Here is a 23820-nt window from a genome sequence, read left to right as displayed (position 1 = left end):
AAAAAGGCCGCAGGAGCGACCTTTTTTACACTCATAACTGCGCTCTACCATGATTTTCATGGTAGCCATATTTCAGCTCAGCTGATTTTCTAGCAGCAGCTGCATCAATCAGGCAGGGGTAATAACCGAGATGTCGCTGCATTCCCGCGAAATTAATCGCAGCAACCCATCTGTTGTCTCTGATGTGCCAATAGACACCACTGATTCCGGAATTGTTATTTCTGTGCCTAGCTGCATTTCTGCTATTGCCTCGCCTGGTGACATCACGCAGGTTGATTAGGCGGTTATCATCCCTGACTCCGTTAATGTGGTCGATATCGCCTGATGGATATTCGCCATAGGACAAGGCCCAGGCTATCCGGTGAGCCTTCATCAACCTTCCCAGCATGCCAATTTCAATATACCCCTTTGAGTTCACTCCACCTGCGATCTTACCGCAGAATCGAGAATGCCAGGTTTTGAATACCCTCTCGGTTGCGAAATGAATTCTTGGTCTTGGCAGCCAAATAATGTCTCCGGTTTCTGGGTTGTAGCTGAAGCATTCGCGCAGGAATTCAATAGCAGGCTCTTTAGCCATAATAAACCTCACAGTAGGTTTCACAGATGAAGGTGCGCGGCAACAGAGTCTGTGTTCTCCGCTTTCGACTGGCCGGTCTAGCCGCGCGCCTCAATTATATCAAATGCCGGTAATAATTGCCCAATCATCCGCCAGGCGCTCGAACGTGTCGGCATAGCGGATAACCTGCCGCACCTCGTCAGCACCGGCGACAACCGGGTCGACGTTGGTGGACTCACCAATTAGCAGATAGTCACCAGCGGCAGCTAGCGCGTACTCAGACCATACCGTGTTCTTGACCACGATTTCCTCGCCGATGCTCGCGATTCGCTTGCTCAGGCCGCCTTCGTAGTCGCACATGATGACTTCCGGTGCGGCGTACCCATCAATCGGATCCCCGTATTCGTCCTTGCCGCCAGCCTGTTTTCGCCAGATGGTTGCTTTGGCGGTGTAACTCCAGTTAGCTGTTGCCGACATTGGTCACTCCTTCCACCTCAGCACTTTCGCGCCAGTCGCCCGGATGCGCGGGCAGTTGATGAACCACTCCCCGTCCGATTTAACGTAGCCGGTAGTCTCCCGCCCGGTATCGGTCTCGACCCATACGCGAGTGAGCGGCTTCGGCTTGCCTTCCGTTACTGATTTGTACGTCATCACTTGCCCCCGCACATGCAGCCGCCCTTCCCGATCCAGATGCCAGCGAATGCCGGGGCGGCTGTAGGGTCGGCAGGAATTAGCGAGGTGGCGCAGCCGTACTTATCCAGCCCGCGCAACAGGTTAACCGAGGCCTTCCAGCGATCGGTGAACGACTGGTATCGGAACGAGCGAGACGCACCACTCGGAGCTGTCTGGCTTGAGATGTACTTATCCCCCTGCCCGAGCCCCATAAGCGCCAGCAGATAGAGCTGAATCAGCAGCGCTGTCGATGCCGGATAATGCGCATCGAGACACTCCTGAATGCTGTTGGCCTGGTCGACGAGAGCCTGAAGAACAAAATCGGGAATGGTAATTCCCTGGCTCTCCAGATACTCCTTCGCCTGTTCGAGAGTTACCATTATCGACTCCGTGAAATACCCCGCCGGAGCGGGGCATAAAAAAACCGCCTTAGCGGCGGCTGTTATTCAGTAGGGAAAAGCTTTTCGAGCTCACCGTCAGGCAACAGCTCACTGAGCTTTTCAGCCCCCAGGTTGCTTTTGAACTCGATTCCTAGTTCAGTCAGACGAGCCTGGATAACCTCTTTGCGGGATTTCTCACCGGTACCGGCATCAGGCGTCGACGGGGTAAGTTCTCCGCCTGCCTCACCATTCATGAGACGGACGTTAGACTTCAGCGCCGGGTGCAGTTCTTTCAACTCCACTACCTGCCCTACCTTTACGCCGAACCACGGGCGCACAACTTCGTATTTAGCCATGTTGTTCCCTTACGCAAGGTTAGCGCCGTAGACAACTCCAGACAGGCCCTGATCGTCTGCGGTGATTTGCAGACCTTCAGCAGACATAATCTGGAAGTTGTAGTTAACGTTAGGCAGTGGACGCGGCAGCGGAACAACGCCTACAGCCATACCCACTAGTGGAGAGATCACGTCACGGCGACGAACGTACGCGATAAACTCGTTACCGGTCAGCGCGAAGCTCATGCGGATTTCTTTCACCGGCGCGAACGGCAGGACAGCCTGCAACACAGTGCCGCTTACAACGCCGTTAACCACGTACGGCTGCGCCAGGTTTGCCCAGATTTCTGGAGAAACCCACATCACATCGTATGAGGCGACTTTGTTAGTGCGCGCGGTGGTGCCGAATGCGCCTTTACCGAAGAATGCGAAGATCGCGGTCATGTCAGCGGTGGTCAGGTCGATGTTCGCGCCACCAGCACCGGAACCGAGGTTGATCTTCTTGGTGTTTCGGTGGTTCTTGATGCCCTGCGCCGGGTAGGACTGAACCTGAATTTTTGAATCGCCGTTCAGGTAGTAGTTGACGCGTTTCTGGTTGAACTTGCGCATCTTCGCCATCTGGGAGTCCAGCACCAGGTCAATGCCAACAGAGTTCAGGCCAGCAGCATGACGCCAGTTTACACCGTAACCAGCTGTGAACACCGGAATCGGGTCGCCATCGCTCGCGTAGTCAGTGTGGTCGAATGAGAACGGCGCCTGCCCATCGATGCTTACCGACACGTCATCAGCAATGTCGCCAACTACGTTATACAACTTGGCGGTTTTACCGACCGGCAGCACCGTCTGAACGCCGATCAGGTCGTTCACGATTTCCATGCCGACTTCCTGATCCCGCAGCTGCAGCACCTGGTTGTCAATCTCAGCCCAGAAGTCACGGGAGAAACCGCCAATAGCGTTACAAGCCAGCATGTCAGGCGTCATCATTGCGCGGTTAGCTGCAATGATGGAATTGTTCTGCAGGTTCCACATGTTGCGGTTTGCCCACAGCTCGCTCCAGTGCCCGCCGAGGCGGGAGTTAGTCGCCAGCGTCTCTTTTGAGAAGTACATATGTGTTTGTCCTTTTGTTAGGCGCCAGCTGCGGCGACAGTGCCAACGCGCATGCGCACGCGAATGAAGTCGGTGGTGCTGGCAGCGATGGTGTATTCATCCTGGCTGTAGCCGATCACTGAATCAGTATCGGAAGTAGCAAGGGTGAACTGACCGGCAGTTCCCAGCTTGATCGGGCTGTCTTTCTTATACGCACCAGGCAGGCAACGTAACGCCAGCTCACGGCCTTCTTCGACATAATTGCCGACAGCCGAATCACCGGCAGGGATTGATTCAGTGATGGTCAAGCCCTGGTGATAACCGACATCGATGATGTACAGGCGGCCGGTTAGCGCGGTGGCCTGAGCGAATTTATCGGATGAGTTGATGGTTGCGGCGGTGCCCGGAAGCAACGCGGCTGCCGTTGTGCGGGTTTCGGTCTTGTACAGAGACTGACCGTCGATATTAACGCGACGATAACGTGGCATTATTCCGGCTCCTTACTTGAAGTGTTCGTCAGCGGCAGGTGCGCCGGTTTCTTTGTGCTGCTGAGCATTGTTGGTGCCCAGCGGCGCAGCTTCGCCCAGCGACTTGAACATAGCGTCAAGAGCTTCGCCAGACAGTGCGTTAGCCACGATATCGCCATGTACCTTCGCAACCGCTTCGCGCTTTGTTTTCTCTTCGGCACGGGAGTTGGCGGTCAGGGTTTCCGCGAGTTGCTTCTGATTGGCCTGCAGCGCATCAACCTTTTCCGCGAGAGGCTTGATAGCCGCTTCCGTGTTGGTCGCAACAGCCTGGCCGATCATGCTGCCGATTTGTTCCAGTTCTTCTTTGGTTAAAGGCATGTCGCCCTCCGTTTTGTGGTTTGGTGCAGGCTGTTCCTGCGGTGTGAATAGAGCTTTGAATTTGTTGGCCACGACGGCCACCCACGATTCCTGTCGCGCTACTGCGGTGCCGCTATCGTCGAAGGTGATAACTCCGCCCTCCGACTTGTAGCCAAACACCTCAGCGGAGCCCCCGTTGCGGATGATTACCGCTTGCGAGTCAGTGAAGTCAGCAACCCAGGCGTATTCATCCGCGCCCGCCGCAAACTTCGCTTTGGCTGCGCGATCGAGACGCTGCTCGCGCTCACGGTAGGATTCACCCACCAGCGCGCCCGAGTTAGCCTTGAGCGGTTGGGCCAGATCGGCATTGACCATCAGGCCAACGCCCTGCTCAGGGGTTGCCGCCCCGACTTCATGCAGCAGGATTGCGTCGTGGTCCATGCCGTGGATATCTGCCACCCACTCCGCACCTGTTGCGCGCTGCTGCTCGTTCGGCTCAAGTTGGTCGAGGAAAGCAGCGACGCTGGTGTGAATCGGCGGAACGTCTTCACCGCGCTCAATGGCAGCGACTCGCTCAAGTAGTTCCCTGCCACCTTCAGACTCACTGGCGCGGGCAACATCAACCCACTTTTCGAGGTAGATGCGATTACCGGACTTCTTAACGTTGCGGTTCCATGCGCCGATATGGCCTGCGTTAATCCCCTCTGGCGAGAAAGCAGACACGAACTGACCATTAACCTGAGGGTGGCCCAGCGGCGCCAGGGTGCCTTCCAGGCCCTTATAGTGGGCGTCGATTTGCTCTTGCGTGTACAAGCCGCCATTCATAACGACGTTCGCTGGCAGCGTGTAGCTCGGCAGAACAAGATGTTCACGCCCGTTGTATGTTTCGCGCCTGATAGACTGGCTGTTCACCTTCGTGGTGATATTGACCTGCATTGGCATAGTTATTTCTCCGCCCAGGCGTAACCACGCGCCTGCATCGATTGATATTCCTGTTTGAGTTTCGTGATGGTGTCCGGGTATTCCGGCTTACCGTCCGCATCCACCAGCACCGACTGCTGGCTGCATTTGCAGTTGATGGAGTTCCCATCCTTGCTGTACCAGTCACGAACCTCTTCATTGGTGTAGAGGTGGGCGTGGCGCACTGCGTGGGTATGTCGGGTTGTCGGTGACAGTGCCGAGATATGAACCAGAAGGGTTTTAAGGCCGTAAAGGTCATTAGCCTCCTGGTCTTCATCCCACTTAGCCCGGCGCAGCGCGGTAGTCACTTCAGTGCGCGCTATTCTGTTCGCCCTGCGTTTCTCAATACCGGTCTGGTCTGTCAGGTTGCGGGCAATATCCAGCGGGTTAAGCCCTCGCCCTACTCCATCAGTAAGCACGCGCGCCATATCGCGCTTAACATCAGCAGTAATCCCCTTCATTTCCTCAAACACACGGGCATGCACCAACGCCATGCGTTGCTGATACGGGTCGCTTGCGAGGATGGACGCTAACGACTCACGACCAGCGGCGTACACCGGCGACTGCTGGCTGAGGTTGTAGAACGACTGCCCGGTCCCTTTCTCCGAAGCCAGATCGATGTACTCATAAAACCACAGGTCGTAATCGCCACCTTCAAGCAGCACCTGATCAACCAGGTAACTGGCATCGTTCAGGATGATGGATAGCAACGTTGGGTTTAGCTGGTATTCGTATCTGGCGTTTACTGCGAGGGAGGAAGGTATTTTGTTGAGTGCTGATTTATACGCTTTGCCAATCTTATTCATTCGCCTGGCGAAGTCTTTCATTGCCCGGCGTTCCAGCGCATCGGCTCCGGTCGGATCCTGATAGTTACGCGGTAGAATTGGTGGCTTCGTCTTGTTCGTCGCCATCCTCTTCTCCTAACGGGAATTCATCACCGTTTTCATAACCAGCTGCTGTGCGTATTTCTTCTCGGCTGAATGCTGGGTTTTCTCCGCTGCCTTGAGCCGTCTGATTAATCTCAGCCATGGTTTTGGCATTGGCTAGTTTCTCAGTTCCAGTCTGCTCGTTGAGGTCGTCCCAGATAACCGTCTTCTCGCTGACAGCATCAATAATTTTTAGATCGATAAGTTTGTCACTGAAATCTTCAATTTCGAATGACAGGTCGCCGCGGCGTGACTGACAGCGCGCGTTGAAATATTTCTGATCCTCGGTACTTGCCCTTTCACCCGTCTGCATCCCAACCAGAACTTTCACAGGGATATCAACAGATGCAGCGAAGGTTTGCAGGTTGACATTATAGGTCGCTGACGGATCCGCTACAGCTGTGACCAGTGGTGTGACTGTAGCCCCTTGTGTTGTCATCAGAACATCGTTACCACGGTTCATTTCCCCGGCAACTTCGTTAAACTTATCCTGCAACTCGTCCATGCTCACGCCATAAAGTGACGCGAGATTGTTGAAATCGATTTCCTTCTCAAAGTTGACATTAAGCTGCCGCGCGGCGTTCTTTAAGAATGACTCACCAGAACCACCCTCGACCTTCTCAAGGCTGACGCAGGCGTTATAGCCAGGCTCAAGGAAGCCAATAGCATCATTAGAATAGTCACCAAGGATAAAGACGCGATCTGGATGTACGAAGCGCTGATTTGTCCCGCCATTTGGCAGGCTCTCAACGTATTTCCACTGCTTTGGCTGGCCGTAATCTGCCGATTTCTGGTCAGTAACCCACTCGCTGACTGTTAGTGAACCAGCCCATGCGATCGTAACCTTTTTTAGTGACTTCCCACGAAATACCGGCTGATCCCATGTTCTGGAATCATTGATGTGCAGCAGGATACCCGCATAACGTCCAACCTGGCGGCGGCGGTCTGCTTCAGCAAAAGCCCGCCATAGACGCTTTGTGAAAACCTTTTTGGTGTTCTTCTCCCAGGCAGTTTCATCCTTACTCTCGTCGGCATCATCACCCTCGATAATTTCCGGGTTAGTCTGCCAGCACTTGCCCACCAACTTCTCTACGGCGCCGTGTGCGATACCACCGCGCCGATACAGGGCATAAAGGTTTTCGTAGGTTACCTGCTCAGGGAAGCCATACTCGCACCATGCGGAATGGCGCTTGTTGTCCAGCCCCATCGTCGGCGCCATCAGCCCCATACGGGCACGCGCCATCCGCGCATCGTTCAACGCATGGTTGACGGCGAGAGTTAATTGGTCGGTCATGGTTTATCCGTTGGTGGAGTTAAGGCATGAAAAAGGCCACCGAAGTGGCCTGAACTTATTGGTAGCTTTTCAACTTTATCGTATCGCCCTTAAATTGCTTCTGAAGCGCCTCTAGCAGAGCTGATTCTGTCTTCCCATTAGCAAGAACATCGTTTAGCTTTACCTGATTGCCAACCGTTGAACCCTTCGCGATACGCTGGAAAATGACGTTTTTGAAATGATGCTGCATAACTATCTCCTTGTAAGTACATCATTAATAAATAACGTCAATTCTTGGTGAATCTTTAATTTTTAACGCAGCCTTTTGGGGATCATCATTCCGGCCATCTGGCCTTTGCGCTTAATGTGTCCGTCGAGGCTGTATCGGATGCCGTCCCAGCAGTGCTCATAGCCATCGGCGAGTTTCGGCAATACCTCACCAGTGATCCGGTCCGTTTTGTACGACCACATGCGGGCCTCTCGCGCCACGTTCTTGCAGCGAGGATGGATAATGATTTCGTCGAATCCGCGAAGATGGGCGATCCCGTCCTCAACGCTCCCCTGCCATTTCTCAGCAGCTGAGATGTTGAATCCCTGCCGCTTGAGATAGCTAATCGTCTCGGGTCGAGCGGAGTCAGCCTTGATTGGCCAGTCACGCGATCCGGGGATAGTGTCGTACAGCTCTGGCATGTGGTCGAGCTCTGTCTGCTGCCCGTATGCCTCGTACTCGATATACAGCCGGTTATGCAGGATGAACGAGCGCACCAGAGTGTTCGGGTCTTTAGCGAAACCGAAGTCAGCACCGAAGAACAGGCGCTCAGCTTCTTTCCAGAGTTGGTCCGAGAACTCAGCAATCCGGTATTTTCCGGCCAGCACCTGCTTATCAGAGTTTTCGAGGTAAGCGCCTTCCCACACCCATGCGTATGTCGCCGGGTCGAGGCGGCGCTGATCGTTCTGTCGCTCACCTTCCAGCACGTCAGGGAACCACGGGTTATCCGTGTAGTTCATCTCAACAGTGATGCAGTCGTCGCCAGCTTCTTTGCGGAAACGCTTATCCGTTGCGCTTCCGTCTCGTTCCGGGTTCCACGTCACCCAGATCTCTGAACCTTCCTCGCGAACTGTCGGGCTCAGCTTCTGCCAGGCTATTTCGCTGACTGACTCGGCCTCGTCGACCCAGCACAGCAGAATGCGTGCTTTGGACTTGATGCTGTCGAGGTTGTGCCGCAGGCCGCAGAACACGTAGTTAACGCTCTTGTCGATGGTGCGGATGTATTTCTCGCCGATATCAAAGTTGGAAGCCAGCCACGGTACAGACAGGATCGCCTGTTTCACCTCCTGCATACTCGACTCTTCCAGCGAGTTCATGAATTCACGCGCACAGAGCACTACGCCGCTTTCACCGTTCATCATCGACTGATACGCCTTTACGGCTGTCATCAGCGCAAAAGTGCGCGTCTTGGCACTACCACGCCCACCATGCGAGCACCGGTAACGCTTATTCTCGGCGGTGAACAGTGGCGCAAGCTTCGCTGGGATCGGCAGTTGAACGGCGTTACTCATGCTTTGGCTCAACAGGCAGTAGCTGGATGATTGTTGGCTGCGGCGTCATGCTGCCATCAGGGCTTGTATGCTCGACTTTCTGGCGATTAGTGTAGGCATCGCCCATTTCTTTGGCGGCCTGCTCGATAAGCTGCGAGGTCATGCCGTAGTTCTTCATCTTTTCAGCATTGGTCGCCATTCGGTCGAGGACACGCAACCGGTACGCTTTATTTGCGATCGGGATGTCAGCGATCTCATTCTGGAATCGTTTACGGGTAGCGTTGAACAGGTCAATCCACTTCTGGCTCAACTTGGCCGCCATTGCATTGCCGGGCGTATATTGCGACACCTGCTGCCGTGAGACATCGATGCCATATTCAGCCTTTACAAGCTCAATGACTTTTACCGGGGTCTCGTAGCAGGCGAGCGATTGAACGATGAAGGCTTTAACCTCTGTCGATAATGCTGCCATCGGTTACCTCCATGACAATCTGAATAAAGCGTTACGCCAGCTTTAGCATGCACGTCCCGCATGACCTAGCTATATCTATGTGAGCCACTTCTGCTGGCGAATTAGCCGCATCAACGAGCTCCTGTACTTCTTTGCTGGCACCGTATCGACGTACGACACCAGTGAATTCTTCGACGTCGTGGCCTCGCAGTGTGAGCACTGGCTGCCCGGTCTCTTTGTTGAACCTTGGCGCACCGAAATCATCGGTGGCATGGGCGATGTGGTAAAGCTCATGCTCTACCAGCGCACAGAATTCTAGGTCACTGCATTGTGAGCAGTAATCGGCTGCCAGCGTGATGATGAATTTCGGGATGCGACCGAACCATTCATGCATCTGCTGTTCCATTCTGGCTTTCTGCCATCCACCAGCGCGAAGCATTACCTGCTCAGCCTGGCCGAGCACATAGCGCCCTTTCTTCGCGAACGAGTCTGACGCCCACATGAAGCAAAGGTCAGCATCAATAAGGTGCACATGGTCAGGGTTATGGATACTGCCGGTATCGCTGAGTATTTGGCGGTTTATCCACTCATGCACTTCGTTAGCGGGGATCAAACTGGTGTATGGCAGCCAGTTATCGGAGTCGATGAAGTTAACTGGCGGATATGGCCGGCGCTCGTCATCGTTCGACATGGGTTACTCCGTGGTTTGTTCTTCCGGCTGTTCGGTCTGCTCTACCGGCACTGGCGTGAACTGCACGCGCTTAACGTCGGCAGGCGTGAAATACAGCCACTCGCCCGTCTCGGTCGCCAGCGGCACAAAGCCGTTCACCAGCTCAGGCTGACGTCGTGACATCTTGCCTGTGAAGGTTTCGCCTGTTTGCGTGGTTAGGGTGATTTGGTAGATGTCTGACATGATTACCTCTTTGCCTTGTCGCAGCTGCTGCCCTGCTTCTCAGAAGTGCTTAGCCACTTACGGCTTACCCGTCAGCAAGATGATGATCACCATCCTTGCGGGGTTACACAGATCATTATCGAAGCCCCTCAGTGAAGAGCTTCTGTAATGGAGAGCTGTTGTGAAAGTGGCTCTCTTGCCGACGAGCTCAATTTTGAGCCGGTTACCCAGCTTTCGCTTCCATCAGCGTGACCATATCAGGATCCATCTGGCTGACGATCCGCTCACGCGCGCAGTTGAGCAGTTTCTTGCGGCCACCGACGCCCCACTTGTTCATTGCCCGGGCGCAGGCACTGACCTCTTTGGTCTCATTGGCGATCAGTAAGTCGAGGCGGTTGAGTCTGTTCATATTGCTAAGCCCGTTGAGCACGGCCTCGCGGAAGGTTTCATAAACGCGGATTTCAAACTCCGGCTTAATCCAGGCTGCATAGCGAATCGCTAACAACTCGGCAGCCCATACACCTTGGTTAACTCCACCGTTAACTACACTAAGTGATTGATTTATTTCCAGACGACATTTTTGTCCTCTGGAATCTAGTGCAGAAACAAAGCGTTTTACAGCCGCGCTTCGAATAAATTTGTTCGGCCTTTGTGATTCTGTCGCCTCTCCATTGGAAACGGCGGCCGCATGCAGATCGTTAAGGTTGTATCTCCCTGCGGAATCAACCCGGACAGAAACGCCGTAAACATTAACGGTTTGATTTGTCATGTCGGTAATTACCTTTTAGCGATGAACCTTGTCTCACAGGAAAACCGGCCCTCAGAGGCTCCGACAGCCAGCCGGGATCCTCAAGGGTCATCCTGAAAGGTTCTGAGTGGTGAAATGCGCGTGAGATGCGCGGTGAAATTCGGGTATAAAAAAGCCCCGCTATTGCGAGGCTCGGTGATCTTCTATCGCCCTGATGCTGGCCTTATCGGTGTTGCACTGCCCAAGAGCCGATAACAGGCTGACATTCAGATCCAGACTGGCCCCATAAGTAAGTGGGTCGGGAATGGCTGGCTGCGCAGTGTCAGAGGTCAGGTTTGTTGGTAGCGGTACTACTGGAACCGGCACGTAAATTGTCCGCGTATTCCCGCAACCGGTTAGCAGCTGCATCAGGCACAGGCCGATGAGCACAATCATCATCCGCAACAGCCACTTTGATGTCTGCCTGAGCTCTCTGTGACTCCAGTGCGATCTGCTGTTTGGCATACTGGTTGGTCTCCAGAACGATGTTGGTGATTTTGATGGTGCGCAGAACGTTATCGGTGATGGTTACCGCACTGGTTGCTGAAAGCTCGGCATCATCAGCCCGCTTCTTCTCACTCTGGTAACTTCCGTAAGATAGCCATGAGGCCAGCGCTAGCAGGAGAATCACACCCGGCACAATCAGCGACTTCAGGCTGATGTTCATGCTGGAATCTCAACGTGAGGAGCGTCGATGAATTTAGTTTCAATCGGCAGTGACGGATCGTTCTTCCAGTTGATGCCAAAGCGTAGTTTCAGACCTTGTTCATCAGCAGCCTGTTTAACTGCCTTGAGTAGAGGCTTGAACTCTTCAACCTTCCAGGTGGTGTTTACCGGGATGAGGTCGACAGCGTGACCGGTCAGATGGCGGCTGTTCATAGTCTGCGATTTCCCGGTTGCTACCAGTTCTTTTTGTCGGGCTTGCGTTCTCAGACCTTCGATAACGATGAAGTCGACTGTGGTCAATTCAAGAGCTCGGCGGATCACTCTTACCAGATCAGGATTGACACCTTTCAGGTTTGTCTCGCTGCGCTGGGAGAATTTAAAGTTATTGGTTTGCATTCTTCATACCCGTCAGGCGTTCCCAGAAATAAGTAAGAGCAACGGATCCCATCGCCCCGCTAATGCCGGATGTGACCAGAATCATGTGAAAACTCAGGCCGCTCTCCACGCTTATCAATCCACCAATCAGGCCGGTAAAGCCGGAGACAGCGATCTGCGCGAGAGCGTTAATCCAGCTCCATGTTGCTTTATTCTGCTTAACGTCAATCAGGTAGCGAACCAAACCGCCCCAGCATGCAATGCCGAGCAGAACTAGCCAGGACAGGCCTACAATTTTGTGGTCGTCATTCATACGTTTTGCCATATCACCTCCGAAGGAACGGGGTGCTGTGTTTGTAGTGTGGGAGGCCGTCAGACACTGATAGCTACGTGGCATCTTTGATTGATTGTCTGCGGCCTGAATAAAAAAGCCCACTGCGTGTGGGCAATATGAGGGTCTAGCAATGTCAGCTCTTTGGCTGGATACCCTGGCTGGGATTTGGCTCACCTGACTGGATTCGAACCAGTGACCGACATCTTAGAAGGATGCTGCTCTGTCCACTGAGCTACAGGCAAATAAAAAGCCCAAGGCGTTAACCTCGGGCTATGAATTCTTCGATACCGCCAGTGCATACAAAATTGGCACAATATCAGATTTACATGAAATATATGCTTTTCAATCCAGTTTTGCAAGACTTACATCTAAATTTGTCGCCTTTTGTTGTGAACGTGATCGCGTTACTTGCAATAAAGCGCTGCTATCAAGACGCATGAATGTACGTTTCATCTCCAGCCATCGATCGGTAAATGTCTCAGACCAGTTCTTTGGTGTGACGCCAACAAGCTCTGCCAGTTGCTGGTATTCGTAAGTTTCTCGCCCTGCCAGTTCTGCTTTAACGTCCTGCGCCGCTAACCAGATAAGGGCCTTCAGCCTATCCAGCGTCTTCCCTGCTACCTTCTTTGTGCCAAGGGAGGATTTGAACTCTGTCCATGCCCATTGAGTGATCGAAACCTGATTCTCCCATCGCACATTCTCGCTATAGTTCCAGAGAAGCCATGATTTCTGATGTTCATCGAGTGACAGCACTGCGCGACGCCATGATGCTGTTGAATACTCAACCGGTTGCACCAGTGCGATAGATGAACCTTTGGCGCGTGATTGCTGCCCTGGTATTGGTGGGCTGGTTGGATTCATCAGGCGACCGTTAGCTGGATTAACTACCTTCAGACGAGATCGGCTGCGCGGTGTCGCTTCAAACATCGCATTCTCAGCAAACGCTACTAACTGGCCTTTCGTTGCGCCGCTCAGGTCAGCAGTCGCTACAATGAGCTGCTCGCGTACAAACTGCAGGTATTGAGTGTTCATTCTGGCTGCCCCTTGTTCATGTTTGCGCGGTTGATGATTTCACGGCGTAATTCGTTGTTCCGATCGATGCGTTTCTGAAGCTCTGCTGTTTCACTATCAATCCGGGCTATTTCACTTCTGGCGTAAGGAGTCAGCCTGGTAGCGCGTTCAACTGACGAGCGCTGATAGTTGTCGATATCGGTGCGGGTCATGCTGCCTCCTGTTTTCTTGGTCCGGCATACTCCCCATATAAAGGCGTTCTACCCCGAGCTTTCGTGTGCCGATGAGTTACCTTTGGTGAAAACAGTGCATCTTCGACACTCATCCCTTTCTTCAGGCGAAGCTTGATTGTGTTCCCTGCCACGGAAACTCGGGGGTCTCGCGCCCATTCGGTAGCTGTTTTTGTTTCTCCGGAGAACGTAATTCCAGCTCTTCCTTTTTTCGTGTGCTCTGGAATGTGAACTCGAGAGCGCATGACATTGCACGCTCTGCAGAGAACTCTAAGATTTGACTCAGCGTTGTTATCAACAACCTCATCAATATGGTCGATGTGGGCTGTCTTCCAAGTTACTGCCTTCCCGCACTTCTCGCATGGCGGAAGAACATCGCCATATCGGTCATAAATAACCTTGCGGTGTTCATATACCGAGCCGTTAGCCATTGCCAATGGGTGATTTGGCAACTTCAGCATTTGGTATCCTTTAGCGTTACTAGTCCTCTCCTTACCCTTTCCGACCTTTGTAAGCTCATATGTCCCGTAGCGCATCATTCTGAAGTAGTGCATTTGACAAATGCCCTTTCCCGGGTAGTGCTTGCATTCACGATCACAACCTTCAACTTTGCATTTCATGCGGCATTCTCCTGGTGTTTTTGACGGCGCTTAATCATCGAGTTTGCTCTGCGGGTAAAAATTGACTTAATTCTCTTCAGGTAGGCGATATCGAACCGCCGCGGCTCGTTGTCGGATTCAAGTCGCTCGACACGCTCAAGCCCAATACGTTCAATAAGGCGAATGCGATACTCGACGGCATTGCCGCTTAATTGGCGATTGCACCTGGTACAAGCGGAGTGAACGTTGAATACGTTGAATTTGAGATGTGATGCAGCACCGCGGGAACGGTAATGGCTGGCATCGATGGCGCTACCCGTCAGGTAGTTGCTTTTGCCAATAAGAGGATTGCCACAACTTACGCATTCCTTTCCTTCGTCGCGGATCCGGATATACCGATTGAAAGCAGATTGAGCTTCTTTATCCCATTGTGATTTAGTCTTGAATGCTGCTTTTCTTACCTTCAGCTCACGGCGTTCCTGCTGAGCTTCTTGCTTGCGCTTGCGCTCGGCTGCCAGTTTCTTCTTTGCCAACAGCAACTGGCTGTACTCGAAGCCATGCTCAGGGCAGCACCACCAGACGTTGTCGTAGGTAGCGGTGAATTTGGTCTTGCAGATTTTGCAACTGCGGCTGGTAGGTTTACGCATTGCGATCACCCCACTGCTTAGCCCATTCAATTTCAATGCGGGACTTGTCGCTGAATTTGACGTTCTGCTGAGTGCCGAACCAGTAGATAGCCTCGATGACTTCTACCATCTGGCGCACAGTCATCTTGCTGGTACGTTGACCGAACATAACAATGCCGCCATCCAGACCGGGAGCCATTCGTTGCTCCTGCTTCTTAGACTTGGCGACCATTGCGGTTATCAAATCTTTCCAGTCGTCTGAGTCGTATTTGTTGCCGAACCAGATAACCTGGTCAGAGAGGTCTTTCAAAAGAGGCCATAATTTCCGATTCTGCTGAGCAGTGCGGGTCATCTCTTTTATGTCGAGAATCAGCGGGCGCTTAGCGTCAACCGGCAACTCCCGGATGTAGTTGATGGCGTTCTGCTTAACAGATTCATTTACGAGGTGGAATTGTTGCTTCATACGCCACCTCCGAGAGGTTGCGCAGAATGCAGAAAACCCTCAGCATTGGATAACGCTGACGGCATAAGGTAGGTCGTACTCTTTGTGTTTCGCATCTAATTTCCCAATCAGATGCAGAGGTCACAGCCGGGTGCTCAATCCGACTGCGACATAATTATAACATTAAATTTGAGGGTGGGTAATGTTGCTTGACGTTGCGCGTGACTTAAATCGGTGATGAGTCAGCGGCTTCCTGAAGAGCTGAGTTGATGAAGAAAGTAACCACTCCGATCACATCAACATCATCCAGAGACTCTCCTTCCAGCGCCTCGCCTTCTGACGTTATCAGCGCCTCACCCATCAGCTTTGCAAACTGAATACGACCACAGTGATTGATGAGGATTGGCGATCCCTGCTTAACCCTGAGAGCGCGATTAATCACTGCATAGCCGGATGATGTATCAATGACGATACAGTTAGCATCCATGTGGCATAAGCGATCAACCGTCAGGCATGATTCAACGTAGTCATTAGCGGGAGATGGGAAGCCCATATAAACACCTCACAATAAACACTGTATACACATACAGTATAATCGTAATTTGTTGGTGTCAATGTGGATTACTTTTTCTCGTTCTGTGCAGCCATATCCAGATAGCGCGGATCTGATGATTTTGGCAGTGTAATGCTTTGCTCGCGGTAGTAGCGAACGCGCTCCATGAAGTATTCACGCAGATGCTCTGGCTGTTCTCGGGCTACCTGCTCAGCGATAACCGGCATGTTAAGGCGCTCTTTGTACGCTACGCCACTGGCAGCCAGGTCAACGTTAACCTTGTCCTGCTCTTCTTTCGATTTTGCTGCGATGTTATGACCAGACATGATGAATCCCCCTCGATGCTTTGAGAGGGATTATACAAAGAAAAACCGCCGAAGCGGTTTTATAGTTTTCAGAAGCTCATCTCAATATCTGGCTAGTTGATATCAAATGCCAGTGGGTTTGGGCGAGCAACGTTTATTTGTCCAATGGCCCATTGATGATTGTAGGCGGTTCCTATGGGTAGAAGATACCCGTAAGTACCATCTTTAAGCGTCACATGCATACACAAATGGTCTCTACCATCTATATCGTAAATTGAGCCTTGAGGAATAAATTCCTCAGTTTTAATCAGTGTTATGCCGTTATTGCGTGGAAATATGTAGTGATGCATTTTATGGCTCCTTTGTTGATTGGAGCCCAATTATATCAAGTTTAAATCTACGTCATTGAGGTCGCCCTTTTACTCATCCCGCTGCGAAAAGCTCGACACCTTTATCCCATATAGCTTTGATGGTTGTCCATGTGACGGGAACGGTGATTTCAATTCTTCCGCTGCCGTCGCAGGTTTCGCAATCATCATCACCAAAACACTCTGGGCAGTTTATAAATTTCGTTTCTGAAAACTCACCGGACAGCACACTCTTTGCGCCGTTCTCGGCGGTTAGCCTCTTAGGCACCAAAGCCAAACCATCTGGAGTTACTGGAGAGTTGCCTGCCTGAAGCATGGCGGCGCGGCAGGAGTTCCAGGTGCGCATGACAATCACCGAAACATCGTCAAAAATACGCATATCTTGTACAAACTTGCACGCGTCCCTGATTGTCATTTCATCAGGAACTACCGTCGATAGCGACGTTGTGGCATTGGCAAAGGCAGCAAGCAACCCGGTCTTAATTTCCTCTACCTCATCGACGCCAATGGATGAATCAGAGATAGCGTGATGAAATGCGTAGGCCATGTAGTCGTTGACAGTCACAGGCTCAGCATCAAACTCCGCAATAGCCACATCAATCACCTTCACAGCATCAGCCATTGCGTAGCCGAGATTACCGCCGTCGCTTTGTGCTGCTGCTTTGCTGAGTATTTCGCTTATCTGGTGCAGGCGCTCGAGTGATACAGGACCGTTCGCCGGGTGGTTGTTAGTTGTCATGGGGTAACCTTCCTGAAACTGCGTCTGATATCATGGTCCGCATAGCAGCGAGACGGCTGGTTATTCTCGTCTTTGTAGACCAGAACAAAACTTTTACCATCTTTAGAAATGTATTCGATGATGAATCTGTTACTGGTGTGGATGCTCTCGATAACGTCACCTGTTTTCATCTCACTCCCCCTTCACACCAATGCCAGCAGCGCGGTCTAATATCTTCACGAACTCAGCAGCGCCAACGTCGCCATTCACTGCGTACTCACTGATAAAATTACGCGCAGATAAAATGATTCCATGCTGGTCTGATAATTTCTTCTCTGAAATGGAGCGCTCATCTTTCATACGCTTGATTTCTCGGCAAACATGTTCACTGATGAACCGAAAACCAAATGCAGATGGTCTCCCACTGGCTGTTAATAGCCCAAGCTGAGTACAGATAGTTGTTGCTGTGTACCCGCACCGCCAGCCAGCAGCCGCATCAATGACTGTTTCCGCAAGGATGTTTCTCAGGTCATCCCTACCGAAATTTGTTCCAGTGAAAGCGTGGCTGATCGCTTCATCTGTCAGCGACTGTTTGTTGAGTGCTGTCATTGGGCCTCTCCTTTGCACAGGTCGTGCATTTCCTGAAGAGTCTGCATATCGACAAGGTCACGGTCTGGCATCTGCGTGTCGTTGTACTTGCTGTAAACCAAGCTGGCTTCGCATACCAGCTCCATTGCTTTTGATGACAGCTCCCTGCACTTGCTCTCGGCGTTAGTGAGCTGTACTGCCATGTCTGTGAGTTTCAGTTCCAGATTGTGAATAGTCGCGTCTGCTGCACGGAACTCGCGTTTTGACTCGGATAGATTTGATTCGAATTCACTGAATTTACGCACCAGATACTGCGCATTACTCTCGTTAACTTTCATGTCTCCGGGCAGACATTTGCCACGGAGAAAACCTTCCATTTCGTATACGGTCATAATCCTACCCTCATAAAAAAGGCCCGCTAAGCAGGCCTGTTAATCGATGTTTTTGCGTATCGCATAAAAAAGGCCGACTATCACGGCCACGCTTGCAGATAGCTCTGCTATGTAATGTTCAGTCATGACGAACCAGCTTCTCTCAATGGATTGTTGGAGTTGTCTACAAAAGCTTTCCAATGGAATGTCCGACGCAGTTTTAGTTCTTTTCCATCTGACAATCGGATGCAGTAAGGCCAGTCGATAACTTTATAAATAGCCCTACTGCAATCCCTCATAACTAATTGGCCTGGATTAAACACGCCTTCACCTCCCGTAAACCATCATCAGACGCTTTCTCGCATCGCTCTGCATGAACTCAGCCACGACTCCATTCTTCGCCGGGTCGTATGGTGCGAACATCTTCGGGTCGTCGCTGTTACGCTGCTTTTTCATACCCTTCGCTTCCTGGCTACTCAGGTTTGCATCGACAGCGCGTCTTCTGATTTCTTCGTAGCCCCCACTTTTCAGCCAGTGCTGATAAGCATCTTCGCCGGGGAAAACACCGATGCCCGGTACGCTGCGCAACATACCCATGAATCGGAGTTGCTTGGCCTCTTCGTAATACCGGTTACGGCAGATACCAAGTTCCTTGTAAATCAGATCAACCTTGGCAGGCTGGTTAGCTGATACGTAATCGAGAATGCGTTGCTTTAAGCTGTCCATCGTCTTCACCTGATAAGGCCGGCGGCCTTCCCTTTGAGATATTCATCCCATAGCCACTGCGCTGGAGTAAGCGCACCCAAAGTTGCAGCATTAGGCATGCAGCCAAATGTTTTTCCTTCAGGGTGGTAACCGATATTTCGGCTCTCATGGGTTACTGGAATGACATCAGAGTTGCACTCAATAGCCATAACGGGTGGTGGGATTTGTTCGCCTCCAGCTACTTTTATCGCCCATTCCTCGAGCTTTTTAGCTGCGAACTTTTCAGTTTCAACTTCGCTAAGTTGCCTTTGATACATGGCCCGTCGCGTATCTGTGATAATCCAGTACATGACAGGATGTGACCATGGGAACCTCTCCGCGCCGCCAGTGTGAACGCCTTTTTCTCTGCTGTAGCGATGAAACTCATTCATCACATCAGACAGGTTAATTCCAAGAACTGTACTGCTGTCCTTGCACCACTTGATGAATTGCCCAGGTGAAGGCCAGAAAGGTGACTCGCTGGATCTGGCGTGCCTCACCCCTGCGGAAAGCTGTTCTCTGCTGCGTATTCCGTTTTCAGAGAATGCGGCGATCCACTGTCGCTTTGCCGTCTTCTCGTCAGAATCTGTCTTCAGGTTGGTCTGCGATGCCGCTGGGAAGATTTGCTTCAGCTGGCGAAACAGTGAGTCGACAAGGTTCTCGGCTTCGATGTTGATTACGTTTTTCGGATCGTGGCTTCCGGACATCCGGGCCATTGCTTCACCATCACGGTTCTGAATAGCTGTCATCAGTTGCATTGTCACAGGAAGTCCTCCCAGCCTTCACGGCTATTCCAGTGCGGGGTTTCTGGCTCACTGCGGCTGCGCTTTGATGCCAGGGGGTTAACGCGGGCGTTTCGGATCCAGACGCGGAATGCTGAATTCCAGTCAATCAGGGTGGTTCCTCGCGCTGTGTGGTAGTCACGGAAGTTGAGCAGCTCGGTTTCGATGCTGACCCCTTTCTCGGCAGCCATAGCGATATGCTCGGCTGATGGTCTGAAAGCGGAAGGGAATGTAATCCCCTGACCGGTCGGTATACCCATGCGGGACTTTGCTGCATCGCTCACAAAACCGTCACGCCCAGAGAGAGTTGGTTCTATGTTGGGTTCAATGACTGATTCTGTATCCCAATTTTGGGATCGTTCCGTGTCCAAATTTGGGCTTGTTTCGTGTCCAAAATTGGGATCGTTACCGTTTTCGGTACTGTTCCGTTTTTGGGCTTCTTTAACCTCGATATTGAGACGCAAAACGCGAACCTGTTTTGTCTTACCTTTGCGCTCTCCGGTGTCGGTAATCAGTCCATCGTCAATCATCTGGCTGACCCACTTCCCGATGGTCTTTCTGTCCATGCCGGTGTCTTTAACGAGGCGTTGTATGCTTGGGTAGCAACAGTGCGATTCGTCAGCACGGTCTGCCAGAGAGAGCATCAGAAGTTTTTGTGATGCTTTTAGTTCAAGGCCCCATGCCCAGTCCGTTGCTGCTCTGCTCATGCCGCCTTGTCTCCGATTTGATGTGCCGCCCACAGCCCGGCGATCCACTGGATGCCCTTGGGCGTGAATTTGTTTTGGGTGAAGGCGTGACCGTTATTCTGGTTCTCGCCTGTTTTCACAGTGAAACGCCCGGCATCAATATGTTGCGCATACGGCGTTAACTTGCCTGCAAGCAGGTACATGATTTCGCTTTCGATCAGGAACTGACGGAAGGCGTTTTCTTTGATGTGAAGTAATTTGCATGCCTCGCGGAAGCCGAGAGATCCAGACGCATTGACGTAGCTATCCACGAATTGAGCTTTCGGGGCGGCAATGGCTAATTGATTCTCTAACTGGATTTTCTCTTCAGCTAAATCAGCTGCAAGTCTCAACGCCTCAGGCAGCGTTTGAGGCAATAATGGAGACTCCTTTTCCTTTAGTTTTGCGAGCACAGTTCGGCGAACCGCCTTCGACTCCCTCATGCCGATCAATACTGCCTGGTCGTTGGATACAACAATGTTTTCTGATTTTGTGCCGTTTGAATTTTGAACTACGAAAGTTTCGTAGTGCTCCCCATCAAGCTCATCCTTGACCCGAGGGATAAAATCATTGTTACGAACTGGCTTTTCTCCATGCTCTAATCGGGCCTGATTGATAATGGAAAGAAGCTCATCAGTGCCAATTTTGTCGTTGTTGCCTGAGATCATAATTCCTGGCATAATTCACCTCTTAGTTATTAGAAGTTCATATTCATCTGGTCAGAACGCTCGGTTGCCGCCGGGCGTTTTTTCTTTGTGAGCACCGCAGCTACTTCTCTTGCCAATCGCGCCATATCGTCATCAACGACACCCCATTCCAGAACTGCCAACAGCACTGCCATCTTCGGCAGCCATGTTTCTTTCCAGCGGGTTATCTGCGCTTTATCGACGCCGATCTCTTTAGCTACGTTGTTGCCACCTTTCATAGCGATACGGTTAAGCAACCAGGACTCAATGCGACGGGCATTGACCTTGTTGCGGTTAATTGAGTTTTCCATTTGTTAAATTCCTAGAGTGTTAAATAGTTAAATAGGCCCATGCGCAGACACGCAGAGCCATGTTTGATTTGTTTTATTGGAACTAGCTTTTCAGCTACGTAGGCCGGACGGCCGTTGTGAAATGCAGGTGTTACTTAAGGTTCGCTTTTCTTGTTACTTGGGAATGGGCGGACCTCTTCAGCCTCAACATTCCCATCAGGAAGAACGGTAACGAAAATCGTTCTTCCTGCACGAATTGCTTTGCTTATAGCGCACTGGATGACTCCGAAGTCGCTGGCAGCTTTCGCCTGCCCGTGAATTTTGGCGTAATCCGCAAGTGTCATACGGTTCATGGATGTACTCCAGTTGGTTTCCATGAAGCAAGAATACTACAGGTATTTATAAACATCAATATGGCAGGTATTTTTAAAATGAATAGCGACAGTATTACAATGCCTGTTATGGAAACAAAAAAATCCCTGACGACAGAACAGCTTGATGACGCCAGGCGGCTGAAGGCTTTGTATGAGTCGAAAAAGAAAGAATTGGGCATCACTCAATACACGATTGCTGATGAACTTGGCATTACTCAGGGTGCTGTTGGCCACTATCTCAATGGCAGGAACGCCCTTAATGTTGATATAGCCTCTGGTTTTGCCAGGTTGCTTCAGGTTTCAATTTCTGATTTCAGTAAGTCGATGGCGGCTAAGGTGGCTGAACAGGCTGAGAGCCTTAGTGCTGAAACCAATGTAAGATTCATTAGTGAGTACAAGCCAGGCAGGAGATACCCGGTGCTAAGCAGTGTTCAGGCAGGATCATGGAAAGAGGCATGTGAGCCGTATACATTGAAGGATATTGACTTATGGCTTGAATCAGACGCTCACATTCAGGGTGAAGCTTTTTGGCTTAAGGTCGAAGGTGACTCCATGACGGCACCGACGGGGATAAGCATTCCAGATGGTACATTTGTCCTTTTTGATACTGGCAGGGAGCCAATTAATGGAAGCCTAGTGATCGCAAAATTGTCGGATTCAAATGAGGCGACGTTTAAGAAGTTAATCATTGATGGTGGGCAGAAATACCTAAAAGGGCTTAACCCAGCATGGCCACTGATCCCGGTTAACGGTAATTGTAAAACTATTGGCGTGGCCATTGAGACAAAATTGAAGCTTATTTGATAATTTCAAGGGATTTATATGATTGGCTACGCTATAGGCAGTTTTTTCGGGATGCTGTGTATTTCCACCGTGTACGGGGTTATCTACAAAGTTTCAACGGCGGCCCTTTCTGAAAAAATAAATCAAGCGTGGAAACATAGACCAGCTCGATTCATCATCCTTGTTATCAGCGCGATCCAGTTGATTATTGGGCTAGGGCTAAACCTGACCAGTTATTACATGCTTTATCTTGGAGCGACATTCGTACCATATGAAGGTGCATACGGTGTTTTGTATACCGGGGATGATAAAATCGTGATGGCTTGGATTTTCTTTGGCGTGGCAATGGGAATTTCATTCATCGCAGATATTTTAAAAGTAATCTTTGTTTTAACCTTTGCAGACTAATAGCACCGCGCCCGGCATACACGCCGGGCCTTAGCCAATTCAATTCACACCCACACTAACTCCCACCAATTAAGCTAATTCCATCCCCCACGAAAAACCACCAATAAAAATAAATACCGAAGATATTCATGCGCTTACAGTCATTACACCACAAATAAATACTTTGGGTATTTACAGATTGAAATACCTGCCGTATTCTTAAGCCCATCAGCAGGACGCATCACTCACCAGGACGGTGAACCTACAACGATTCAGTGATGAATCTACGAGGCTGAAAAGCCTAACAACCAAAGTGAGATTTGGGATGTGGCAAGCGAGAAAGGGTAAACGTGAAGAAGCCCTGACTTGTGCGGCTGGTTACCGCCCACATCACCAAAGTTCATCAGGAGGTCACCATGACACGCAGAACAGCATTCAATGGGTCAGCAGCAGGTCGTCGCCGTGAGCGTCGCGCAGCAGTACAGAGCGCAGTTGCCGTAAGCACCGAGACCATGCATCGCCCTACCCTTAGCCGCGCTCAGGTTCAGGCTAAAGGCCAGCACCACACGCCAGCAAGCATTGAAGATGCGACCCCGATTAAGTTTGTTGCGCAGGATGCAGTGTGGCAGCGCCAGGAATACAAGCGCCAGCTTGAGCGTGCAGCGATCGTCTACAGCAATGAGTTCGGCAATAAGCCGCTGGATAGCGGGATGTGCCTGCCAGATGTGGCGATTTATGCAGCTGGTCATCGCAGCAGCAAATCGGTTACGGCGCGTTAATTAACTTATGAGGTGAGGCAATGGATATTAAAAAATTACTCCAAGAAATTGAAAACTTGGAATCAAACATAAGAGACATAGACAACTTATTGGGAGCGCATGGGCTGCATGGATTTAACTTGATTGTTGTTGCAGCTAACAATACCCAATTTAGAGGCGCCGCCGATCAGGAGTTTCTAATTGAAGCACTCAAATCGAAAAGAAACGAGATGCACGAGAGGCTTGTGAAGTTGATTGATGCGGTTGGAGTTGTTGAAAAGGTAATTGATGGACTGGTCGCTTAGGCGGCCTTTTTATTAGCTCACGATACAAACAGAGGGTAAGGCGATGATAACTGCAACGACAAAAAAAGTTTGGTATTCACCTTCCAGAGGAAGGCATTTCCTCAGTAGGCGTTCAGCTA

Annotated in this window: 40 protein-coding genes and 1 tRNA gene; 4 read left to right on the top strand and 37 right to left on the bottom strand. The window is 51.1% G+C overall.

The window, feature by feature from the left end; all coding sequences use genetic code 11:
• Positions 1 to 31: 31 nt before the first annotated feature.
• From OGV71_RS12200 to OGV71_RS12020, 37 genes are all read right to left on the bottom strand, one after another.
• On the bottom strand, positions 32 to 577 hold the full coding sequence (locus OGV71_RS12200) for an HNH endonuclease (RefSeq protein ID WP_286533347.1): 546 nt from the start codon (positions 575 to 577) through the stop codon (positions 32 to 34).
• A 99-nt stretch (positions 578 to 676) separates the two neighbouring features.
• Entirely contained in the window at positions 677 to 1033 is a 357-nt protein-coding gene (locus OGV71_RS12195) for a hypothetical protein (protein WP_286533345.1), read from the bottom strand.
• A gap of 173 nt (positions 1034 to 1206) precedes the next feature.
• The gene (locus OGV71_RS12190; protein WP_032646328.1) at positions 1207 to 1608 is read right to left on the bottom strand and encodes a DUF7370 family protein; all 402 of its coding nucleotides are present in this window, start codon (positions 1606 to 1608) and stop codon (positions 1207 to 1209) included.
• Between the two features lie 62 nt (positions 1609 to 1670).
• The gene (locus OGV71_RS12185; protein ID WP_286533343.1) at positions 1671 to 1964 is read right to left on the bottom strand and encodes a hypothetical protein; all 294 of its coding nucleotides are present in this window, start codon (positions 1962 to 1964) and stop codon (positions 1671 to 1673) included.
• 9 nt (positions 1965 to 1973) lie between these two features.
• Complete coding sequence (locus tag OGV71_RS12180; RefSeq protein ID WP_286533341.1) at positions 1974 to 3050, bottom strand: major capsid protein; 1077 nt, start codon at positions 3048 to 3050, stop codon at positions 1974 to 1976.
• A 17-nt stretch (positions 3051 to 3067) separates the two neighbouring features.
• Positions 3068 to 3517 carry a gp53 minor capsid family protein gene (locus OGV71_RS12175; protein ID WP_023330664.1) on the bottom strand — a complete coding sequence of 150 codons (450 nt, stop codon included), beginning with the start codon at positions 3515 to 3517 and terminating at the stop codon, positions 3068 to 3070.
• Positions 3518 to 3529: 12 nt separating this feature from the next.
• On the bottom strand, positions 3530 to 4795 hold the full coding sequence (locus OGV71_RS12170; RefSeq protein ID WP_286533339.1) for a hypothetical protein: 1266 nt from the start codon (positions 4793 to 4795) through the stop codon (positions 3530 to 3532).
• Between the two features lie 2 nt (positions 4796 to 4797).
• Positions 4798 to 5724 carry a phage minor head protein gene (locus tag OGV71_RS12165; RefSeq protein WP_286533338.1) on the bottom strand — a complete coding sequence of 309 codons (927 nt, stop codon included), beginning with the start codon at positions 5722 to 5724 and terminating at the stop codon, positions 4798 to 4800.
• The gene (locus OGV71_RS12160; protein ID WP_286533336.1) at positions 5684 to 7033 is read right to left on the bottom strand and encodes an anti-CBASS protein Acb1 family protein; all 1350 of its coding nucleotides are present in this window, start codon (positions 7031 to 7033) and stop codon (positions 5684 to 5686) included. Before OGV71_RS12160 ends, OGV71_RS12165 begins: the two co-directional genes overlap by 41 nt.
• Before the next feature lie 55 nt (positions 7034 to 7088).
• Positions 7089 to 7262: a hypothetical protein gene (locus tag OGV71_RS12155; RefSeq protein WP_017383021.1), complete on the bottom strand. Its 174-nt coding sequence runs from the start codon at positions 7260 to 7262 to the stop codon at positions 7089 to 7091.
• Between the two features lie 62 nt (positions 7263 to 7324).
• Positions 7325 to 8572 (bottom strand): PBSX family phage terminase large subunit, encoded by a 1248-nt coding sequence (locus OGV71_RS12150; RefSeq protein ID WP_183168865.1) that lies wholly within the window; start codon positions 8570 to 8572, stop codon positions 7325 to 7327.
• Entirely contained in the window at positions 8565 to 9023 is a 459-nt protein-coding gene (locus OGV71_RS12145) for a DUF2280 domain-containing protein (RefSeq protein ID WP_013095976.1), read from the bottom strand. Before OGV71_RS12145 ends, OGV71_RS12150 begins: the two co-directional genes overlap by 8 nt.
• A gap of 31 nt (positions 9024 to 9054) precedes the next feature.
• On the bottom strand, positions 9055 to 9693 hold the full coding sequence (locus OGV71_RS12140) for a putative metallopeptidase (protein WP_286533332.1): 639 nt from the start codon (positions 9691 to 9693) through the stop codon (positions 9055 to 9057).
• Between the two features lie 3 nt (positions 9694 to 9696).
• A complete protein-coding gene (locus OGV71_RS12135) occupies positions 9697 to 9915 on the bottom strand; it encodes a hypothetical protein (RefSeq protein WP_286533331.1) in 219 nt (72 codons plus the stop codon).
• Between the two features lie 202 nt (positions 9916 to 10117).
• Positions 10118 to 10663, bottom strand: a complete 546-nt coding sequence (locus OGV71_RS12130) for a KilA-N domain-containing protein (RefSeq protein ID WP_286533329.1) — start codon at positions 10661 to 10663, stop codon at positions 10118 to 10120.
• 159 nt (positions 10664 to 10822) lie between these two features.
• Positions 10823 to 11080 carry an Rz1-like lysis system protein LysC gene (gene lysC / locus OGV71_RS12125; protein ID WP_286533327.1) on the bottom strand — a complete coding sequence of 86 codons (258 nt, stop codon included), beginning with the start codon at positions 11078 to 11080 and terminating at the stop codon, positions 10823 to 10825.
• Positions 10965 to 11348 carry a DUF2570 family protein gene (locus OGV71_RS12120; RefSeq protein WP_286533325.1) on the bottom strand — a complete coding sequence of 128 codons (384 nt, stop codon included), beginning with the start codon at positions 11346 to 11348 and terminating at the stop codon, positions 10965 to 10967. Before OGV71_RS12120 ends, lysC begins: the two co-directional genes overlap by 116 nt.
• The gene (locus OGV71_RS12115; protein ID WP_286533323.1) at positions 11345 to 11743 is read right to left on the bottom strand and encodes a M15 family metallopeptidase; all 399 of its coding nucleotides are present in this window, start codon (positions 11741 to 11743) and stop codon (positions 11345 to 11347) included. The genes OGV71_RS12120 and OGV71_RS12115 overlap by 4 nt, the downstream gene beginning before the upstream one ends.
• On the bottom strand, positions 11730 to 12035 hold the full coding sequence (locus OGV71_RS12110) for a phage holin family protein (RefSeq protein ID WP_001472851.1): 306 nt from the start codon (positions 12033 to 12035) through the stop codon (positions 11730 to 11732). Before OGV71_RS12110 ends, OGV71_RS12115 begins: the two co-directional genes overlap by 14 nt.
• Before the next feature lie 187 nt (positions 12036 to 12222).
• Positions 12223 to 12298: transfer RNA gene (locus tag OGV71_RS12105), tRNA-Arg, on the bottom strand.
• Between the two features lie 100 nt (positions 12299 to 12398).
• A complete protein-coding gene (locus tag OGV71_RS12100; RefSeq protein ID WP_286533321.1) occupies positions 12399 to 13088 on the bottom strand; it encodes a bacteriophage antitermination protein Q in 690 nt (229 codons plus the stop codon).
• The gene (locus OGV71_RS12095) at positions 13085 to 13279 is read right to left on the bottom strand and encodes a hypothetical protein (RefSeq protein ID WP_286533319.1); all 195 of its coding nucleotides are present in this window, start codon (positions 13277 to 13279) and stop codon (positions 13085 to 13087) included. Before OGV71_RS12095 ends, OGV71_RS12100 begins: the two co-directional genes overlap by 4 nt.
• A complete protein-coding gene (locus OGV71_RS12090) occupies positions 13276 to 13917 on the bottom strand; it encodes an HNH endonuclease signature motif containing protein (RefSeq protein ID WP_286533317.1) in 642 nt (213 codons plus the stop codon). Before OGV71_RS12090 ends, OGV71_RS12095 begins: the two co-directional genes overlap by 4 nt.
• Positions 13914 to 14543, bottom strand: coding sequence for a recombination protein NinG (locus OGV71_RS12085; RefSeq protein WP_286533315.1), 630 nt, complete (start codon positions 14541 to 14543; stop codon positions 13914 to 13916). Before OGV71_RS12085 ends, OGV71_RS12090 begins: the two co-directional genes overlap by 4 nt.
• Complete coding sequence (locus tag OGV71_RS12080; protein WP_286533312.1) at positions 14536 to 14985, bottom strand: recombination protein NinB; 450 nt, start codon at positions 14983 to 14985, stop codon at positions 14536 to 14538. Before OGV71_RS12080 ends, OGV71_RS12085 begins: the two co-directional genes overlap by 8 nt.
• Before the next feature lie 205 nt (positions 14986 to 15190).
• On the bottom strand, positions 15191 to 15517 hold the full coding sequence (locus tag OGV71_RS12075; RefSeq protein WP_286533310.1) for a hypothetical protein: 327 nt from the start codon (positions 15515 to 15517) through the stop codon (positions 15191 to 15193).
• Positions 15518 to 15585: 68 nt separating this feature from the next.
• On the bottom strand, positions 15586 to 15843 hold the full coding sequence (locus OGV71_RS12070; RefSeq protein ID WP_286533306.1) for a DNA polymerase III subunit theta: 258 nt from the start codon (positions 15841 to 15843) through the stop codon (positions 15586 to 15588).
• A 92-nt stretch (positions 15844 to 15935) separates the two neighbouring features.
• Complete coding sequence (locus OGV71_RS12065) at positions 15936 to 16172, bottom strand: ricin-type beta-trefoil lectin domain protein (protein ID WP_286533304.1); 237 nt, start codon at positions 16170 to 16172, stop codon at positions 15936 to 15938.
• Between the two features lie 73 nt (positions 16173 to 16245).
• A complete protein-coding gene (locus OGV71_RS12060; RefSeq protein WP_286533302.1) occupies positions 16246 to 16929 on the bottom strand; it encodes a hypothetical protein in 684 nt (227 codons plus the stop codon).
• A gap of 171 nt (positions 16930 to 17100) precedes the next feature.
• Positions 17101 to 17517 carry a hypothetical protein gene (locus OGV71_RS12055; RefSeq protein ID WP_286533301.1) on the bottom strand — a complete coding sequence of 139 codons (417 nt, stop codon included), beginning with the start codon at positions 17515 to 17517 and terminating at the stop codon, positions 17101 to 17103.
• Complete coding sequence (locus OGV71_RS12050; RefSeq protein ID WP_286533299.1) at positions 17514 to 17888, bottom strand: YfdS family phage-associated protein; 375 nt, start codon at positions 17886 to 17888, stop codon at positions 17514 to 17516. The genes OGV71_RS12055 and OGV71_RS12050 overlap by 4 nt, the downstream gene beginning before the upstream one ends.
• 306 nt (positions 17889 to 18194) lie before the next feature.
• Positions 18195 to 18593 (bottom strand): hypothetical protein, encoded by a 399-nt coding sequence (locus OGV71_RS12045; RefSeq protein ID WP_286533297.1) that lies wholly within the window; start codon positions 18591 to 18593, stop codon positions 18195 to 18197.
• 5 nt (positions 18594 to 18598) lie between these two features.
• Positions 18599 to 19369, bottom strand: a complete 771-nt coding sequence (locus OGV71_RS12040) for a replication protein P (RefSeq protein ID WP_286533412.1) — start codon at positions 19367 to 19369, stop codon at positions 18599 to 18601.
• Positions 19370 to 19371: 2 nt separating this feature from the next.
• Positions 19372 to 20100, bottom strand: a complete 729-nt coding sequence (locus OGV71_RS12035) for a helix-turn-helix domain-containing protein (protein ID WP_263525915.1) — start codon at positions 20098 to 20100, stop codon at positions 19372 to 19374.
• Positions 20097 to 20798 carry a phage antirepressor KilAC domain-containing protein gene (locus OGV71_RS12030; RefSeq protein ID WP_286533293.1) on the bottom strand — a complete coding sequence of 234 codons (702 nt, stop codon included), beginning with the start codon at positions 20796 to 20798 and terminating at the stop codon, positions 20097 to 20099. The genes OGV71_RS12035 and OGV71_RS12030 overlap by 4 nt, the downstream gene beginning before the upstream one ends.
• A 17-nt stretch (positions 20799 to 20815) precedes the next feature.
• A complete protein-coding gene (locus OGV71_RS12025; RefSeq protein WP_286533291.1) occupies positions 20816 to 21115 on the bottom strand; it encodes a CII family transcriptional regulator in 300 nt (99 codons plus the stop codon).
• A gap of 134 nt (positions 21116 to 21249) precedes the next feature.
• On the bottom strand, positions 21250 to 21447 hold the full coding sequence (locus OGV71_RS12020; RefSeq protein WP_286533288.1) for a Cro/CI family transcriptional regulator: 198 nt from the start codon (positions 21445 to 21447) through the stop codon (positions 21250 to 21252).
• A 108-nt stretch (positions 21448 to 21555) separates the two neighbouring features.
• Here OGV71_RS12020 and OGV71_RS12015 point away from each other — a divergent pair, with 108 nt between their 5' ends.
• The 4 genes from OGV71_RS12015 (at position 21556) to OGV71_RS12000 (ending at position 23701) form a co-directional block, all read left to right on the top strand.
• Positions 21556 to 22272 (top strand): LexA family protein, encoded by a 717-nt coding sequence (locus OGV71_RS12015; RefSeq protein ID WP_286533410.1) that lies wholly within the window; start codon positions 21556 to 21558, stop codon positions 22270 to 22272.
• A gap of 18 nt (positions 22273 to 22290) precedes the next feature.
• Complete coding sequence (locus tag OGV71_RS12010; RefSeq protein WP_286533287.1) at positions 22291 to 22659, top strand: hypothetical protein; 369 nt, start codon at positions 22291 to 22293, stop codon at positions 22657 to 22659.
• Between the two features lie 395 nt (positions 22660 to 23054).
• Complete coding sequence (locus OGV71_RS12005) at positions 23055 to 23417, top strand: transcriptional antitermination N peptide (RefSeq protein WP_129694912.1); 363 nt, start codon at positions 23055 to 23057, stop codon at positions 23415 to 23417.
• Between the two features lie 20 nt (positions 23418 to 23437).
• The gene (locus OGV71_RS12000) at positions 23438 to 23701 is read left to right on the top strand and encodes a hypothetical protein (protein WP_286533285.1); all 264 of its coding nucleotides are present in this window, start codon (positions 23438 to 23440) and stop codon (positions 23699 to 23701) included.
• The last annotated feature ends 119 nt before the right edge of the window (positions 23702 to 23820 follow it).

This window comes from Citrobacter sp. Cf088, from assembly GCF_030334295.1.
Lineage (GTDB): Bacteria > Pseudomonadota > Gammaproteobacteria > Enterobacterales > Enterobacteriaceae > Citrobacter > Citrobacter freundii.
The sequence above is the reverse complement of the archived record's forward strand: the minus strand, read 5'-3'. Positions and strand labels throughout refer to the sequence as shown.

Coding starts and splice junctions, on each gene's coding strand:
- OGV71_RS12050 (WP_286533299.1), bottom strand. CDS start 17,888: ATGACCGTATACGAAATGGAAGGTTTTCTCCGTGGCAAATGTCTGCCC.
- OGV71_RS12155 (WP_017383021.1), bottom strand. CDS start 7,262: ATGCAGCATCATTTCAAAAACGTCATTTTCCAGCGTATCGCGAAGGGT.
- OGV71_RS12170 (WP_286533339.1), bottom strand. CDS start 4,795: ATGCCAATGCAGGTCAATATCACCACGAAGGTGAACAGCCAGTCTATC.
- OGV71_RS12065 (WP_286533304.1), bottom strand. CDS start 16,172: ATGCATCACTACATATTTCCACGCAATAACGGCATAACACTGATTAAA.
- OGV71_RS12035 (WP_263525915.1), bottom strand. CDS start 20,100: ATGAGCAGAGCAGCAACGGACTGGGCATGGGGCCTTGAACTAAAAGCA.
- OGV71_RS12025 (WP_286533291.1), bottom strand. CDS start 21,115: ATGGAAAACTCAATTAACCGCAACAAGGTCAATGCCCGTCGCATTGAG.
- OGV71_RS12075 (WP_286533310.1), bottom strand. CDS start 15,517: ATGGGCTTCCCATCTCCCGCTAATGACTACGTTGAATCATGCCTGACG.
- OGV71_RS12040 (WP_286533412.1), bottom strand. CDS start 19,369: ATGCAACTGATGACAGCTATTCAGAACCGTGATGGTGAAGCAATGGCC.
- OGV71_RS12085 (WP_286533315.1), bottom strand. CDS start 14,543: ATGCGTAAACCTACCAGCCGCAGTTGCAAAATCTGCAAGACCAAATTC.
- OGV71_RS12080 (WP_286533312.1), bottom strand. CDS start 14,985: ATGAAGCAACAATTCCACCTCGTAAATGAATCTGTTAAGCAGAACGCC.
- OGV71_RS12110 (WP_001472851.1), bottom strand. CDS start 12,035: ATGAATGACGACCACAAAATTGTAGGCCTGTCCTGGCTAGTTCTGCTC.
- OGV71_RS12045 (WP_286533297.1), bottom strand. CDS start 18,593: ATGGACAGCTTAAAGCAACGCATTCTCGATTACGTATCAGCTAACCAG.
- OGV71_RS12090 (WP_286533317.1), bottom strand. CDS start 13,917: ATGAAATGCAAAGTTGAAGGTTGTGATCGTGAATGCAAGCACTACCCG.
- OGV71_RS12095 (WP_286533319.1), bottom strand. CDS start 13,279: ATGACCCGCACCGATATCGACAACTATCAGCGCTCGTCAGTTGAACGC.
- OGV71_RS12160 (WP_286533336.1), bottom strand. CDS start 7,033: ATGACCGACCAATTAACTCTCGCCGTCAACCATGCGTTGAACGATGCG.
- OGV71_RS12000 (WP_286533285.1), top strand. CDS start 23,438: ATGGATATTAAAAAATTACTCCAAGAAATTGAAAACTTGGAATCAAAC.
- OGV71_RS12060 (WP_286533302.1), bottom strand. CDS start 16,929: ATGACAACTAACAACCACCCGGCGAACGGTCCTGTATCACTCGAGCGC.
- OGV71_RS12195 (WP_286533345.1), bottom strand. CDS start 1,033: ATGTCGGCAACAGCTAACTGGAGTTACACCGCCAAAGCAACCATCTGG.
- OGV71_RS12100 (WP_286533321.1), bottom strand. CDS start 13,088: ATGAACACTCAATACCTGCAGTTTGTACGCGAGCAGCTCATTGTAGCG.
- OGV71_RS12055 (WP_286533301.1), bottom strand. CDS start 17,517: ATGACAGCACTCAACAAACAGTCGCTGACAGATGAAGCGATCAGCCAC.
- OGV71_RS12135 (WP_286533331.1), bottom strand. CDS start 9,915: ATGTCAGACATCTACCAAATCACCCTAACCACGCAAACAGGCGAAACC.
- OGV71_RS12150 (WP_183168865.1), bottom strand. CDS start 8,572: ATGAGTAACGCCGTTCAACTGCCGATCCCAGCGAAGCTTGCGCCACTG.
- OGV71_RS12180 (WP_286533341.1), bottom strand. CDS start 3,050: ATGTACTTCTCAAAAGAGACGCTGGCGACTAACTCCCGCCTCGGCGGG.
- OGV71_RS12115 (WP_286533323.1), bottom strand. CDS start 11,743: ATGCAAACCAATAACTTTAAATTCTCCCAGCGCAGCGAGACAAACCTG.
- OGV71_RS12175 (WP_023330664.1), bottom strand. CDS start 3,517: ATGCCACGTTATCGTCGCGTTAATATCGACGGTCAGTCTCTGTACAAG.
- OGV71_RS12200 (WP_286533347.1), bottom strand. CDS start 577: ATGGCTAAAGAGCCTGCTATTGAATTCCTGCGCGAATGCTTCAGCTAC.
- OGV71_RS12010 (WP_286533287.1), top strand. CDS start 22,291: ATGATTGGCTACGCTATAGGCAGTTTTTTCGGGATGCTGTGTATTTCC.
- OGV71_RS12145 (WP_013095976.1), bottom strand. CDS start 9,023: ATGGCAGCATTATCGACAGAGGTTAAAGCCTTCATCGTTCAATCGCTC.
- OGV71_RS12185 (WP_286533343.1), bottom strand. CDS start 1,964: ATGGCTAAATACGAAGTTGTGCGCCCGTGGTTCGGCGTAAAGGTAGGG.
- OGV71_RS12030 (WP_286533293.1), bottom strand. CDS start 20,798: ATGCCAGGAATTATGATCTCAGGCAACAACGACAAAATTGGCACTGAT.
- OGV71_RS12190 (WP_032646328.1), bottom strand. CDS start 1,608: ATGGTAACTCTCGAACAGGCGAAGGAGTATCTGGAGAGCCAGGGAATT.
- OGV71_RS12020 (WP_286533288.1), bottom strand. CDS start 21,447: ATGAACCGTATGACACTTGCGGATTACGCCAAAATTCACGGGCAGGCG.
- OGV71_RS12140 (WP_286533332.1), bottom strand. CDS start 9,693: ATGTCGAACGATGACGAGCGCCGGCCATATCCGCCAGTTAACTTCATC.
- OGV71_RS12165 (WP_286533338.1), bottom strand. CDS start 5,724: ATGGCGACGAACAAGACGAAGCCACCAATTCTACCGCGTAACTATCAG.
- OGV71_RS12120 (WP_286533325.1), bottom strand. CDS start 11,348: ATGAACATCAGCCTGAAGTCGCTGATTGTGCCGGGTGTGATTCTCCTG.
- lysC (WP_286533327.1), bottom strand. CDS start 11,080: ATGATGATTGTGCTCATCGGCCTGTGCCTGATGCAGCTGCTAACCGGT.
- OGV71_RS12070 (WP_286533306.1), bottom strand. CDS start 15,843: ATGTCTGGTCATAACATCGCAGCAAAATCGAAAGAAGAGCAGGACAAG.
- OGV71_RS12015 (WP_286533410.1), top strand. CDS start 21,556: ATGGAAACAAAAAAATCCCTGACGACAGAACAGCTTGATGACGCCAGG.
- OGV71_RS12005 (WP_129694912.1), top strand. CDS start 23,055: ATGACACGCAGAACAGCATTCAATGGGTCAGCAGCAGGTCGTCGCCGT.
- OGV71_RS12130 (WP_286533329.1), bottom strand. CDS start 10,663: ATGACAAATCAAACCGTTAATGTTTACGGCGTTTCTGTCCGGGTTGAT.